Raw genomic sequence first — 13638 nt, 5'->3', positions numbered from 1 at the left:
CCTCAGAATCGGATGGTGAGCTTGCTGGTGTGGAAACCCTCGGCGTAGCGGTCGCCCGCCTGCACCCCGCGCACGCGCGCGAGGCCGCGGAACGTCTCGTCGTCGAACCAGGAACGGTCGAGCTGGGAGGGGTAGCAGCGGTGCAGCAGGTCGATCTTCTCGGCGACCACGGCCTCGTCCAGGGGCACGAAGACCTCCGGCTGCCGGAGGTCCGACTCCCACTTGAGGATCTCGTAGCCGAGCGTCATGTGGTCGCGGAAGACGGTGGGGACGAGCTTGGCCAGGCCCCGGTGGTCCTGGTGCGCGTCCGTCGCGGTCGGCGCGAGGATGAGGTCCGGCTCGCAGCCGCGCCGCACCTCCTCCAGCGCCTCCTTCGTGCGCTCCCAGTAGGCGGGCAGCCGGCCGTCCGGCATGTCGAGGACGGCCACCTCCAGCCGCGCCTTCGGGCAGAACGCGTCCAGCGCCTCCCGCTCCTCCGCCTCCCGGACCGTCCCGGCGCCCGACAGGATCAGCGCCCGCACGCGCAGCCCCGGGTTGGCCCGGCACAGCTGGAGCAGCGTCCCGCCCGCCCCGATGGGCACGTCGTCGCAGTGCGCCCCGAGCAGCAGGACCTCCTCGCAGTGCCCCGGCGTCAGACTGATCATCTTCTCCTCGTCCCGGTCACCGCCGCGCCCCGGCCGCGGCCGCCTCTCTCCGGCCGCGCCCCGCCCCGGGCCCGGCCGCCTCCCTCCGGCAGCGCCCCGCCCCGGGGCCGGCCGGCACCGCCTCGGCCCGCGCGTCGCCCGAGGCGCGGAGCCGTCCCGCCCTTCCACGGCCCGGCGAGATCGCGGAGCCGCCCGTCGCTCGTCGTCTCTCCGGAGTCACGGGGCCGTCTCCCCGCCGCTCCGGAAAAGGCGGGATCGGTCACCGTTCCCAGACCGCCCACGGGCGGTCGCCGCGCAGGTACGCCTCGTCCAGGGCGAGGCGCTCCTTCACGGTGTCGGTGGGGCGCCAGTAGCCCCGGTACGGGTAGGTGAGCAGGCCGCCGGTCTTCGCGAGCGCCACGCAGGCGTCGGCGACCAGGTCGCCGCCCTCGGGCAGGTGGTCGAAGATCTCCTGGCGCAGGACGAAGTAGCCGCCGTTGATCCACACCGGCATGTCGGTGACCGGGGTGATCCCGGACGCGCGGCCGTCCGGGCCGAGCTCGATGCAGTGGAACGAGTCGGTCGGCGGCACCACCATCATCGAGGCGGACGCGTCCGACGCGGCGAACCGGTCGATCATGTCCGGCAGCGGCGCGTCGGTGAGCACGTCGGCGTAGTTCGCGAGGAACGTCTCGTCGCCGTCCAGGTACGGCCGGACGCGCCGCAGCCGCTCCCCGATCGGCGAGTCGGCGCCGGTGTCCACGAACGTGATCTCCCAGTCGGAGATGTCGTTGGACAGCAGCTCGACCCGCCCGCCGCGCAGCCGGAAGTCGTTGGAGTGCGTCTCGGTGTAGTGGAGGAAGAAGTCCGTGATGTGGTGCGGCGCGTGGCCGAGGCACAGGATGAACTCGGTGTGGCCGAAATGCGCGTAGTAGCGCATCACGTGCCACAGCAGCGGCCGCGGCCCGACCAGCTGCATCGGTTTCGGCACGTCGCCGGGCGTGCCGGTGCGCATCCGCATCCCGAGCCCGCCGCAGAAAAGCACCACCTTCATGACCGGCCCTCCAGGCGCGCGGCGTCCACGATGTCCAGTTCGGGGATCGGGAAGACGAGCCGTCCGCCCCAGTCGTGCACGTAGGCGAGCTGCTCGGACAGCTCGTCCCGCAGGTTCCAGGGCAGGACGAGCACGTAGTCGGGACGGTCCTCGGCGATCCGCTCGGGCGGGAGGATCGGGATGCGCGTCCCCGGAGTGAAACGGCCGTGCTTGTAGGGGTTCCGGTCGACCGTGTAGGCGAGCAGGTCCGAACGGATGCCGCAGTGGTTCAGCAAGGTGTTGCCCTTGCCGGGCGCTCCGTATCCGACGACCGTCTTGCCTTCTTCGGCCGCGCCTATCAGGAACTTCAGCAGGTCGCGCCGGACCTTGGCGACGCGCTGCGCGAACGCCGTGTAGCCCTCGTCGCTGTGCAGCCCCTGTTCGCGCTCCTTACGCAGCAGCTCGTGCACGCGCGCGTTGGGTTCTCCCTGCGGACGGGCCCACAGCCGGATCGAGCCGCCGTGCGTGGGCAGGAGCTCGACGTCCACGAGGATGAGGCCGCCGCTCGCCAGCGCGCGCTGCGCGGACGCGACCGTGTAGTACTGGAAGTGCTCGTGGTAGATCGTGTCGTACTGGCCGAGCTCCATGAGCGTCGCGAGGTACTGGACCTCGATCGAGACCCAGCCGTCGTCGGCGACGAGCGCGCGCAGTCCCCGGGTGAAGCCGACTATGTCCGGGATGTGGGCGTAAACGTTGTTCGCCGCGACGAGATCGGCGGGTCCGTGCTCGGCCCTGACCCGTTTCCCGGTCTCCTCGGTCAGGAACTCCGTCAGCGTCGGGACGCCCTTCTCGCGCGCCGCTTCCCCGACATTCGCGGACGGTTCGATTCCCAGGCAACGGATGCCCTTTTCCCGCACATGCTGGAGCAGGTAGCCGTCGTTGCTGGCGACCTCCACGACGAATCCGGGCGCGACCCGTCCGACCGCCGCGTCCACGTACGCCTTCGCGTGCCGCACCCACGAGTCTGAGTAGGACGAGAAGTAGGCGTACTCGGTGAACGTCTCCTCCGGCGTGATCAGCGGCGGGAGCTGCGCCAGCCGGCACTCCCGGCAGACCCGCAGGTGCAGCGGATAGGTCAGCTCCGGCGCGTCCAGCCGGTCGGCCGTCAGGAAGAGCTCGCACGGCGGCGTGGCGCCGAGGTCGACGACGCTCAGGAGATCCTTCGCGCCGCACAACCGGCACTCGGCCACACCGCTGCTCGGATCGTTCAAAGCCACCCCCGGCGCGTCCGGTTCCCCACTCGGAACCGGCGTCTCGTCCCCGCTGAACGACCCCAGCATGACCAGCGATCTTTCGTTCTCCACGGGTATGACCACAAGCGGCCACAGATAGTGACCACTGCCTAAAAAGGGCGACCTGGCGGCCGATCGAGTGACTATCCGGAATTGCTCTAAACGACAGAAAGAAGGTCCGGCCCCGAAGGGCCGGACCTCCTCCCGCGTACTCCTCGCCCGCGCGCTCGGCGCTCGCCGTCTGCGCGCTCGGCGGTCCGCGTCAGGCGGCGTTCGCGGTGAGCGGGCGGAACCGGCGGAGCCGGAGGCTGTTGCTCACCACGAAGACCGACGAGAAGGCCATCGCGCCGCCCGCGATCATCGGGTTGAGCAGGCCGGTCGCCGCGAGCGGCAGCGCCGCCACGTTGTAGGCGAAGGCCCAGAACAGGTTCCCCTTGATCGTCGCGAGCGTCCGGCGGGAGAGCCGGATCGCGTCGGCCGCCGACCGCAGGTCGCCGCGGACGAGCGTCAGGTCGGACGCCTCGATCGCCGCGTCCGTGCCGGTGCCCATCGCGAGGCCCAGGTCGGCCTGCGCGAGCGCCGCCGCGTCGTTCACGCCGTCCCCGACCATCGCGACCGTTCGGCCCTCGGCCTGGAGCCGCTTCACCACGTCCACCTTGTCGGCGGGCAGCACTTCGGCGATCACCTCGTCGATGCCGACCTGGTCCGCGACCGTCCGGGCCACCGCCTCGTTGTCTCCGGTCAGCAGCACCGGACGCAGGCCCAGGGCGCGCAGCTGCCCGATCGCCTCCGCCGAGGTCGGCTTGATCTGGTCCGCGACGGTCAGCACGGCGCGCGCCCTGCCGTCCCAGCCGACCGCGACCGCGGTCTCGCCGCGCGCGGCCGCCTCGGCCATCGCCTCCTCCAGCCTCGGCGTGAGGTGCTGCTCCCACTCGGCGAGCAGCTTCGGCCGGCCGACGAGGACGCCGTGCCCGTCCACCACGCCCTGGACGCCCAGCCCCTCGATGTTGCCGAAGTCGTTCACCTGCGGCAGCTCGCCGACCCGGTCGGCCGCGCCCTTCGCGATGGCCTGGGCGATCGGGTGCTCGGAGGCGTGCTCCAGCGCCCCGGCCAGCCGCAGCACCTCGTCCTCGTCCGCGCCGTCCGCGACGACCTTCACCAGCGCCATCCGGCCGCTGGTCACGGTGCCGGTCTTGTCCAGCACGACCGTGTCGACGCGGCGGGTGGACTCCAGCACCTCCGGACCCTTGATCAGGATGCCCAGCTGGGCGCCCCGGCCCGTCCCGACAAGCAGCGCGGTCGGGGTCGCGAGGCCGAGCGCGCACGGGCAGGCGATGATCAGCACGGCGACCGCGGCGGTGAACGCGGCGGCCACGCCGTCCCCGGTGCCGAGCCAGAAGCCGAGCGTCGCCACGGCGAGCGCGATCACGATCGGCACGAACACCCCGGAGATCCGGTCCGCGAGGCGCTGCACCTGGGCCTTGCCGGTCTGCGCGTCCTCGACCAGCTTCGCCATCTGCGCGAGCTGCGTGTCGGAGCCGACCCTGGTGGCGCGGACGAGCAGCCGTCCGCCCGCGTTGACCGTCGCGCCGACCACGGCGTCCCCGGGCGCGACCTCCACCGGCACGGACTCGCCGGTGAGCAGGGACGCGTCCACGGCGGACGTGCCCTCCTCGACGACCCCGTCGGTGGCGATCTTCTCGCCGGGCCGGACGACGAACACGTCACCGACGTTCAGCTGGTCGATCGGGACGCGCTGCTCGGCGCCGTTCCGGATGACCGCGACGTCCTTCGCGCCCAGTTCGAGCAGGGTGCGCAGGGCGGCACCGGCGCGCCGCTTGGAACGCGCCTCGAAGTACCGTCCGGCGAGGATGAAGGCGATGACGCCGGCCGCCGCCTCCAGGTAGATGTTGGACGACCCGTCCGACCTGGTCATGGAGAACTCGAAGCCGTGCTTCATGCCCGGCTCGCCCGCGTCGCCCAGGAACAGCGCCCACAGCGACCAGCCGAACGCGGCGAGCGTGCCCAGGCTGACCAGCGTGTCCATGGTCGCCGCGCCGTGCCGCAGGTTCGTCCAGGCGGCCCGGTGGAACGGCCAGCCCGCGTAGACGACCACGGGCGCGGCCAGCACCAGCGACATCCACTGCCAGTTGCGGAACTGGAACGCGGGGACCATCGCCAGCGCGATCACCGGGACGGCCAGCACCAGCGCCGTGACCAGCCGCTGCCGCAGCGGCTTCAGCTCGTCCTGCGGCTCCGGCTCCGCGCCGTCCCCGGCGCTCTTCGGCGGGGCGGGCAGCTCGGCGGTGTAACCGGTCTTGACGACGGTGGCGATCAGGTCATCGGGGGTCACCCCCTCGGGGAACTCGACCGTCGCCTTCTCGGTCGCGTAGTTGACCGTGGCGGTGACGCCCTCCATGCGGTTGAGCTTCTTCTCGATGCGGGCGGCGCAGGAAGCGCAGGTCATCCCGCCGATCGCCAGCTCGATGTGGCCTGTGGGAGGTGCTTGCGCGGCCATCGCTGCTCCTTTCGCGGTTCCGGCGCGTCCGCGTTCTCGCTGTCACGCGTCTTCGAGGTCTGCTCGGTCGGTCTGTGGCTCGCTCGGGTGTCGCTACTTCGCGACGGCGGTGAACTCGGCCGTGTGGACGGTCCCCGCGTGCTGGAAGTCGAGGTAGAGGCGGTAGGTGCCCGCGCTCGGGACGTCCGCGTCGAAGGTGATGTCGGGGCCTGGCCTGGTCTTGCCGTCGCCGGGCTCGCCCTCCGGGTGGACGTGCAGGTAGGTGAGGTCTCCGCTGCGGAGCGCGACCAGGTGGCCGTAGGCCTCGAGGTACGGGTCCAGGTCGGTGACCGGCAGGCCGCCCTTGCTGACGGTCAGCGTCAGCGGGCTCGGCTTGCCGGGCGTCAGCTCGCCCTTCAGCGTCACCTCGTAGCCGTCGACCTCGGCGGTCTGCTCGGGCTGCGGGACGGCCTTGGGCTGGAAGTTCCCGGGGGCGAACACGTCCGTGCCGAGCGTGAGCCCGCTCGCCGCGCCCTCGGGCTTGATGTCGGTGAAGAAACGGTAGGTCCCCGCCTCCGTCACCGTGATCGGGACGGACCAGACGCCGCCGCCGACCGCGGTCGGGTGCAGGTGCTGGAAGCCCGACAGGTCGCGGCGCGCCAGGATCAGGTGCACCTCCTTGCCGTGCTGCGGCGTGTACCGGGTGACGGGCTTGCCGTCCGGGCCGGTCACGGTGAACCTGAAGTCCGTCTTGACGCCGGGGGTGATCGTCGTGGTCTGCGGGGCGAGGGTGTAGCCGTCCGCGGAGACCTGGAGCCCTCCGGGAGTACCGGTGCCGCCGCCGTGTCCCGCGTGCGCGCCGCCGTGCGCGCCGCCGCCGTGTCCGCCGTTCATGTCGTGCCCTCCGTCCGAGCCGTTCTCACCGGCCATGTGGTGCCCGCTGTCGGCCTTCGCGCCCACCGATCCGGTCACCGTCCCGATTCCCAGCGCGCCGCCGAACACGGCCGCCAGTCCCAGTACGTACGCGCCGACTCTCGTCGTGGTCCTCATCGCCATCCGTCCTTCCGGTCCGGCCCGGCGGCTCGGGCGCCGCGGCGTCCCCGCGCTGGGGCGGGTCCCGCCGCGGCACCGCGGCACCGGGTCAGGCGACCTCGTATCCGGCCTCGTCGATCGCGGCGCGGAAGGCGGCGTCGTCCAGCGGGGAGTCGCTGGTGACGGTCACCTTGCCGCTGGCCAGCTCGACGTCGACGCCGGTGACGCCGTCGATCGAGCCGACCTCCTGCTTGACCGAGCTGACGCAGTGGCCGCAGGTCATTCCGGTGACGGTGTAGGTGGCGGTGCTCATGTCCCTGGCTCCTCGGTGTCTCGTTCGGTCCCTCGGTACCCCTGGGGGGTATCTCGTGGACCTCATGTTGCCACAGCGTCTCGTACGCTGCAACCCCTACCCCCTAGGGGTTATTGCGAGATTCAGGTCACATCGCCCGGAATGCGGTGGAGGGACGCGGCGCCCGGCTAGCACGGATGACCGAAGCTTGGGCGGTCCGTGGCGGGACGGTTATCCACATGTGCCGAACCGGCGTCCGGACGGACGGGCCGGTCGGATGGGGGTATTTGCCAAGGTATATCCGGCTCGACGATGCGATGCGCGGCCTCCGGTCGTGCTGTGCACAGGGTTTTCCACAGGCTTCCACAGCGCTGTGGAAAGTGGTGGGGCCTCGGATAATGTGAAGCATGCCCGAGCTTCCCGAGGTGGAGTCGCTCGCCGCGTTCCTGCGCGAGCGAGCGGTCGGCCACGCCGTCGCCCGCGTCGATGTTCTCGCCATCTCCGCGCTGAAGACCTACGACCCGCCGATCACGTCGCTCGGCGGGCTGACGGTCACCGGCGTCGCGCGGCACGGCAAGTTCCTCGACATCGACGTGGACGGCCTGCACCTGGTCGTCCACCTGGCCCGCGCGGGCTGGCTGCGCTGGCGCGACGAGCTGCCGGTCAAGCCCGTCCGGCCCGGCGGCAAGAACCCGCTGGCCATGCGCGTCCACCTCGACGACGGCTCCGGCTTCGACCTCACCGAGGCCGGCACCAAGAAGGGCCTGGCCGTCTACGTCGTCCACGACCCGGCGGACGTCGAGGGCGTCGCCACGCTCGGCCCCGACCCGCTCGACCCGTCCTTCACGGTGGAGACGCTCGCGGGCATCGTGCGCGGCAAGCGCACCCAGATCAAGGGGCTGCTGCGCGACCAGAAGATCGTCGCGGGCATCGGCAACGCCTACTCCGACGAGGTGCTGCACGCGGCGAAGATGTCCCCGTTCAAGATCGCGAACACCCTGACCGACGAGGAGGTCCAGACCCTCTACGACGCGATGATCACCACCCTGCGCGACGCCGTGGCCCGCTCCGAGGGCCTCGCCGCGCAGGACCTCAAGGCCGAGAAGAAGACCGGCCTGCGCGTCCACGGCCGCACCGGGCAGAAATGCCCGGTCTGCGGCGACACCGTCCGCGAAGTCTCCTTCGCCGACTCCTCCCTCCAGTACTGCCCCACCTGCCAGACCAACGGCAAACCGCTAGCCGACCGCCGCCTCTCCCGCCTGCTCAAATAACCCGCCGGGGGTATGTGCCGCCGGCGTGCGTTGCGCTTGAACGCCGGGCTTGGCGGACGCGTCGCAGGGGCGGACGTGTCGCAGGGCTGGGCGGGGCGCAGGGCTGGGCGGGGCGCGGCGGCGGGGTGAGGCGCGCCCGGGCCGGTGGGTGTGCGGAGCTTTCCGGTCGTCGCGTCAGCGGACGGGCGGGACGTCGCCGAAGAGCGGCGCGACCTTGTGCCAGCGGGCCAGCTGGCAGCCGTCCACCCGGGTGAACTCGGTGTCGACGGGCCGGCCGTGCCAGGTGCCCTTGACCGTGGCGATCTCCGGGCCGCCGTAGATCTTGGTGCACATCATGTCGGGCGGGACGGGCTTGAACGCGTCCGGGGTCTTGGCCAGGGACGCGCAGGCCTGGGCCGCCTTGGGATGGTCGCCGCCGGTCGGATCGCAGGTCAGCGTCCAGGTCTTCGCGGGGGCCTGAGCCGAGGCGCGGTAGCTGACGGTCAGGTGGTTCGCGGAGGACGCGCTGGGCGCGACCGTGTCCTTCGGCGGGGGCGCCGACGACCCCGACCCGGCGTGCTCGGAGCCGCAGGCGGCGGCCGAGAACACCAGGGCCAGGGCGGCCGGGGTGAAAAGGAGCATCCGATACCGCATAGAGGATTCGACGTGGGAGGAGTCCGGACGGTTCCACTCATCCCAGATGAGCTGTGGCGTTCGGTCTTCTCGCGGAGGGAGCCGCCGCCCGGGCGGTGACGGGGAGTTCGCGTGTGTGAGACTGCTGTCGTGGGCTGATCGGCGTGCCGAGGACGGCCCGGAGCGCGCGTGATTCGCGCTCCGATCTGTGGTTTCGAAGGTTCCCGTCCGGGCGGCGGGGGCTTCCAAGGAGGTTCGGATGTACTTCGGGGACGACGTCCCTGCCGTGGACGCCGCGGAGGTGCCGGACGGCGCGTACCTGCTGGACGTCCGCGAGCAGTACGAATGGGACGCCGGGCACGCGCCGGAAGCGGTGCACATCCCGATGGGCGAGCTGAGCGACCGCGCCGCCGAGATCCCCCGGGACAGGGAGATCCTGGTCGTGTGCCGGTCCGGGATGCGGTCGGCGCAGGTCACGGTGGCGCTCAACCAGGCGGGGTGGTCCGCCAGGAACGTGGACGGCGGGATGAAGCGCTGGGCGGAGGCGGGACGTCCGCTGGACGGGCACACCGACGCGCCGCCGCACGTCGCCTGAGAGCGCGGGCCCGTGGGCGTTCCGCACCCTGGAACGTTCGATGTACGATTTGCCCGTCTTAACGGAACACCGCGGGAGCTCGGGCCGACCGGGCTGAGAGGGCGGCATACCAGCGGCGCCGCCGACCGCATGAACCTGTCCGGATAATGCCGGCGTAGGGAGCGTGCAGTGTCCGCTGTGCAGCAGGAGTCCGTCGGCGCGCCGCGCGACGAGGCCCCGTACACCCTCGACCAGCCCGCGCCCAGGGTGCTGGGCTTCTGGGACCAGTCGGCCTTCTGGGCCAACCTCGGCGTCAGCCTCCTCGCGTTCTCCGGCGCGTACACCGTCCTCGCCCCCACCGAGGACGGCACGCCGACGATCTCGATCATGGCGGGCATCACCGCGATGATCGTCGGAACGGTGATCGGCGGCCTGATGCTGGGCCTGGCCGCCGTCCCCGGCGCGCGCACCGGCCAGCCCGCGATGGTGCTGCTCCGCGGCCTGTTCGGGGCCCGCCCGTCCTACCTGCCGACCGTGCTGAACATCGCGCAGCTGATCGGCTGGGGCACCTTCGAACTGATCACCATCGCCGGCGCGGCCCGCGCCCTCTGGGACGGCGTCCCGCGGTGGGCCTACGTGATCGCCGCCGGAGTGATCACGACCGTCCTGACGATCTGGCCGCTCGGCTCCGTCCGGCTGCTCCGCCGCTACGTGACGATCGCGGTCTGCGTCGCGCTGGTCTACTTCTACGTCCAGCTCCTGCGCGAGCCGCTGCCCGACCTGAACAAGGGCTCCTGGAACGGCTTCTGGCTCGGCGCGGACGCGGCGCTGGCGGTGTCCATCTCGTGGGTCCCGGTCGCCGCCGACTACACCCGCCACTCCCGGACCCGGCGGGCCGCCTTCGGCGCCGCCGCGGTCGGCTACTCGATCACGCAGATCGTCGCCTACGTGCTGGGCCTGTTCGCGCTGGCCCTCGTGGCGGGCGACGCGTCCCGGATCTACGACCCGTTCCTGCACGTCACCCTGGGCGCCCTCATCTTCGCGATCTTCGTCGTCCGGGAGGCCGACCAGTCGTTCGCGAACGTCTACTCCACGGCCGTGTCGATCCAGAACCTCGTCCCGCGCGCCGACCGCCGCGTGCTGTCGGTCGCCCTGGGCGTCCTGATCACCGTCCTGGCCCTCGCCCTGGACATCAACGACTATGCCGACTTCCTCTCACTGATCGGGTCGGTCTTCGTGCCCATGCTCGGCGTCCTCGCCGCCGACTTCTTCCTGGGCAGCGGCCGCCGCGGCTGGAACACCTCCCGCACCGCCCCGGCCCGCTGGAACATGATCGTCGCCTGGCTCCTCGGCATCGCCGTCTACCAGCTGATCAACCCCGGCACCGTCGCCCACTGGACCGACCTCTGGCAGCACGTCCAGAAGACCCTCCACTTCACCCCGGCGTCCTGGATGAGCGCGTCCCTCTTCTCCTTCCTTGCCGCCGCGGCGGCCACCCTTCTCCTCACTCCTCTCTCCCGCTCCCGCGCCACCGACTGACCCCGCCCCACCGACTGACCCCGCCCCACCGACTGACCCCGCCCCACCGACTGACCCCGCCCCACCGACTGACCCCGCCCCACCGACTGACCCGCCCCACCGACTGACCCCGCGCCGCCGCCGATGCTCGCGCCGGGGGCAGGGCGTTGTCACTTGCTGCGGGCGATGCGAGGCGGCGAGCGCGTTGACGGTCGATGTTCGCGGCGGGACGCGCCGGACTCTCGGTGAGTGGATGTTGGCCCGGAGCGGGCGCGGTCGCAAATGAGGGTCTGAAAGATCAGTGCGTTGAGCTGCGGGTTCTTGGAGTTATCCACAGATCGGCTCGCGAGTTGGCTGGTGAAGACGCGCGGCGCAGACTGGGTGGTGCGCGGGTGGCGCGGGTGGTGTCCGGGATCGGAGAGGCGAAGAGTTTCCGGTGGGACGGGGTGGTGCGGTGAGACCTTTCAGGGACGGTTGCCCGGCAGGAGGAGGTGATGCGATGGCAGCATGAGGGCGTGCGACTCCACGTTCACGACCCGATCGCGCGCGCCGTCATCGAGAGCGCCGCCGATGCGATCGTGGCCGTGGACCACGAGCACCGGGTGACGGTGTGGAACCCGGCGGCCGAGCGGATGTTCGGTTGGACGGCGGCCGAGATGATGGGTCGGGTGCCGCCGATCGTCCCGGACGAGCTCAAGGCCGAGCACAACGCGGTGCAGGAGCGGCTGCTCACGCGCCGGGCCGGCGAGGGCGACAGCGGCCGGATCTCGATCGCCACCCGGCGGTTCTGCCGGAGCGGCAAGCTGATCGACGTCCGGATCGACACCAGCCTGCTCAGGGACGCGGAGGGCGTGCCGCTCGGCTGGGTCGGCGTCTACCACCCCGTCGAGGAGGACGAGGTCGTCCAGCACCACATGGCCGAGCGGGCCCGGCTCGTCCGGCGGCTGAACGACATCGTCGCCGACCTGAACGCCGAGCTCGACCTCGCCGTGGTGCTCGACCGGATCACCGCGGCGCTGATCGAGCTGACCGGGGCGGACGCCGCCGGGTTCGTCCGGATCGAGGGCGAGCGGCTGCGGCTGGTGAGCATGGCCGGGCTGCCCGAACGGGTGCGCGGCGCGACCGCCGACCTGCGGTCCAGCCTGGTCGGCGACCTGCTCCGGACGGGCAAGACGGTCAAGCTGGCCGGAGGCGAGCGGCGGCTCGGCGATCTGATCTGGTCGGAACTGCCCGGCCTGCACACGATCACGCTCGGCCTGTCGTTCCTGCAGAACCGGCCGTACGGTGCCCTGTACGCGCTGTTCTCCAAGCGCCGGCCCGGGCACACCGAGCTGGAGCTGCTCGAACTGCTCGCCGGGCACGCGGGGGTCGCGGTCGGCAACGCGGTCGCGTTCGCCGAGGCCGTCCGGCAGCGCGCGCACGAGCGGGCGGTGATCGACGCGAGCGCCGACGGGATCGCCGTGCTCGACCGGGACGGCCTGGTCTGCCAGTGGAACCCGGCCGCGACCCGGCTCACCGGCGTCCCGACCGAGCAGGTGCTCGGCGGCCCGCTGCCGTTCGACGCGCCCGCGCCCGGGAGCATCCGCACGCTGCGCCTGCCGTCCGGGGTGTGGCTGGAGGTGCTGGCCGCCGAGGTCGCCGAGACCGACGAGCTGGTCGTCGACTTCCGCGACGTGTCCGAGGCGAAGGCGCTGGAGGAGGCGAAGGACCTGTTCCTCGCCACCACCAGCCACGAGCTGCGCACGCCGATCACGGTCGTCCGCGGCTTCGCCAGCACGCTCGTCAACCGCTGGGACGAGCTGCCGGACGCCGACCGCCGCAGCGCCGTCGCGACCATCGCCGACCGGGCGGAGTCGCTGTCCCGGCTGGTCGAGCACCTGCTGCTCGGTTCCCGCGCGGGCGCGGACGAACTCGCCGTCACCATCGACGCGTTCGACCTCGCCCACGTGATCACCGGTGTCGTCGCCGGGTTCCGCTCCCTGTCCCCGCTGCACCGCGTGGAACTGGAGATCGAGCCCGACCTGCCGTCCTGCCAGGGCGACGCGCTCGCCACCGACATCGTCCTCGGCCAGCTCCTGGAGAACGCCTTCAAGTACTCCCCGGACGGCGGCGTCGTCCGCGTCCGCGCCTACTGCGAGGGCCCCGACCTGATCGTGACCGTCACCGACGAGGGCATCGGCATCGCCCCGGGCGATCACGAGCGCATCTTCGAACGCTTCGTCCAGGGCGAGGCGGGCGACCGCCGCCGCTTCGGCGGCATCGGCCTGGGCCTCTACATCGTCAAACGCCTGACCGAGGCCCAGTCCGGCACCATCACGGCCCTCCCCGCCGCCCAAGGCCCCGGCACCTGCATGCGCCTCACCCTGCGCCGAACTCCCTGACCGCCCCCTGCCCCTGCCCTCGCTGTCCGCCTTGTCCCGCCCCGCTGTCCGCCTCGTCCCGCCCCTTTGGTGGGGCGGCTTTCGGGGTCGGGTTCTTGGCTCGCTTCTCGGGTTGGCTTCTGCCGCGAGGTGCCGAGCCGGCGACTGCGTTCGCGTCTGCTCGGTGGGGAACTGGCTCTGACGGCTTCAAGGTGAAGCCCGGGTCCGGAACTCACGGAGGGTAACGGTGTGCCGTCCACGTTCGTCGTCCCGCTTGGGTGGGGATGTCGGGTTGGTGGTGATGTTGGGGGTTGTGGCCGGATCGGGCCATGGTCTTGACTGGTGGGAGCCGGGGGTGGGGCGGAAAAGTGTGGTGTCCGCGTGGTGTGACGGACGAAACGTGCGCGTGAGGAGTAAAGCCTTCGGGGGCTGGATAGATCCATGATGGCCGTCCATGAGCGGGGGTGAGGGTGCGTGAAGCCGGTCAGGGGACGCGCACAGGCGGTTCGCCCCGGTTTCGGGGGACGTCGTAAT

11 protein-coding genes and 1 riboswitch are annotated in these 13638 nt (G+C 71.6%); of the genes, 4 read left to right on the top strand and 7 right to left on the bottom strand.

Annotation, left to right across the window (positions count from 1 at the left end; all coding sequences use genetic code 11):
* Positions 1–2: 2 nt before the first annotated feature.
* The 6 genes from ACFPCY_RS14735 to ACFPCY_RS14710 form a co-directional block, all read right to left on the bottom strand.
* A complete protein-coding gene (locus tag ACFPCY_RS14735) occupies positions 3–644 on the bottom strand; it encodes a PIG-L deacetylase family protein (protein WP_378255371.1) in 642 nt (213 codons plus the stop codon).
* 259 nt (positions 645–903) lie between these two features.
* Entirely contained in the window at positions 904–1677 is a 774-nt protein-coding gene (locus ACFPCY_RS14730) for a glycosyltransferase family protein (protein WP_378255370.1), read from the bottom strand.
* Positions 1674–3020 (bottom strand): methyltransferase domain-containing protein, encoded by a 1347-nt coding sequence (locus ACFPCY_RS14725; RefSeq protein WP_378255368.1) that lies wholly within the window; start codon positions 3018–3020, stop codon positions 1674–1676. The genes ACFPCY_RS14730 and ACFPCY_RS14725 overlap by 4 nt, the downstream gene beginning before the upstream one ends.
* Before the next feature lie 190 nt (positions 3021–3210).
* Positions 3211–5466, bottom strand: coding sequence for a heavy metal translocating P-type ATPase (locus ACFPCY_RS14720; protein WP_378255366.1), 2256 nt, complete (start codon positions 5464–5466; stop codon positions 3211–3213).
* 93 nt (positions 5467–5559) lie between these two features.
* Positions 5560–6495 (bottom strand): hypothetical protein, encoded by a 936-nt coding sequence (locus ACFPCY_RS14715; RefSeq protein WP_378255364.1) that lies wholly within the window; start codon positions 6493–6495, stop codon positions 5560–5562.
* Between the two features lie 91 nt (positions 6496–6586).
* Complete coding sequence (locus ACFPCY_RS14710; protein ID WP_378255362.1) at positions 6587–6790, bottom strand: heavy-metal-associated domain-containing protein; 204 nt, start codon at positions 6788–6790, stop codon at positions 6587–6589.
* A gap of 386 nt (positions 6791–7176) precedes the next feature.
* On the opposite strand from ACFPCY_RS14710, the gene ACFPCY_RS14705 reads away from it, so the two are divergent.
* Complete coding sequence (locus tag ACFPCY_RS14705; RefSeq protein WP_378255360.1) at positions 7177–8040, top strand: Fpg/Nei family DNA glycosylase; 864 nt, start codon at positions 7177–7179, stop codon at positions 8038–8040.
* A gap of 174 nt (positions 8041–8214) precedes the next feature.
* Here the strand turns inward: ACFPCY_RS14705 and ACFPCY_RS14700 are convergent, their stop codons facing one another.
* Complete coding sequence (locus ACFPCY_RS14700) at positions 8215–8661, bottom strand: SSI family serine proteinase inhibitor (RefSeq protein ID WP_378255359.1); 447 nt, start codon at positions 8659–8661, stop codon at positions 8215–8217.
* 250 nt (positions 8662–8911) lie between these two features.
* On the opposite strand from ACFPCY_RS14700, the gene ACFPCY_RS14695 reads away from it, so the two are divergent.
* The 3 genes from ACFPCY_RS14695 to ACFPCY_RS14685 all read left to right on the top strand — a co-directional run bounded on the left by ACFPCY_RS14695 (position 8912) and on the right by ACFPCY_RS14685 (position 13125).
* Positions 8912–9247, top strand: coding sequence for a rhodanese-like domain-containing protein (locus ACFPCY_RS14695; RefSeq protein WP_378255356.1), 336 nt, complete (start codon positions 8912–8914; stop codon positions 9245–9247).
* A gap of 61 nt (positions 9248–9308) precedes the next feature.
* Positions 9309–9426, top strand: a riboswitch (TPP riboswitch).
* Positions 9416–10765, top strand: a complete 1350-nt coding sequence (locus ACFPCY_RS14690) for a purine-cytosine permease family protein (RefSeq protein WP_378255355.1) — start codon at positions 9416–9418, stop codon at positions 10763–10765. Its footprint overlaps the riboswitch before it by 11 nt.
* 494 nt (positions 10766–11259) lie before the next feature.
* Positions 11260–13125: a sensor histidine kinase gene (locus ACFPCY_RS14685; protein ID WP_378255353.1), complete on the top strand. Its 1866-nt coding sequence runs from the start codon at positions 11260–11262 to the stop codon at positions 13123–13125.
* Positions 13126–13638 lie beyond the last annotated feature (513 nt).

Origin of the sequence: Actinomadura gamaensis (assembly GCF_042652125.1) — a bacterium.
Classification (GTDB): Bacteria; Actinomycetota; Actinomycetes; order Streptosporangiales; family Streptosporangiaceae; genus Spirillospora; species Spirillospora gamaensis.
The sequence above is the reverse complement of the archived record's forward strand: the minus strand, read 5'-3'. Positions and strand labels throughout refer to the sequence as shown.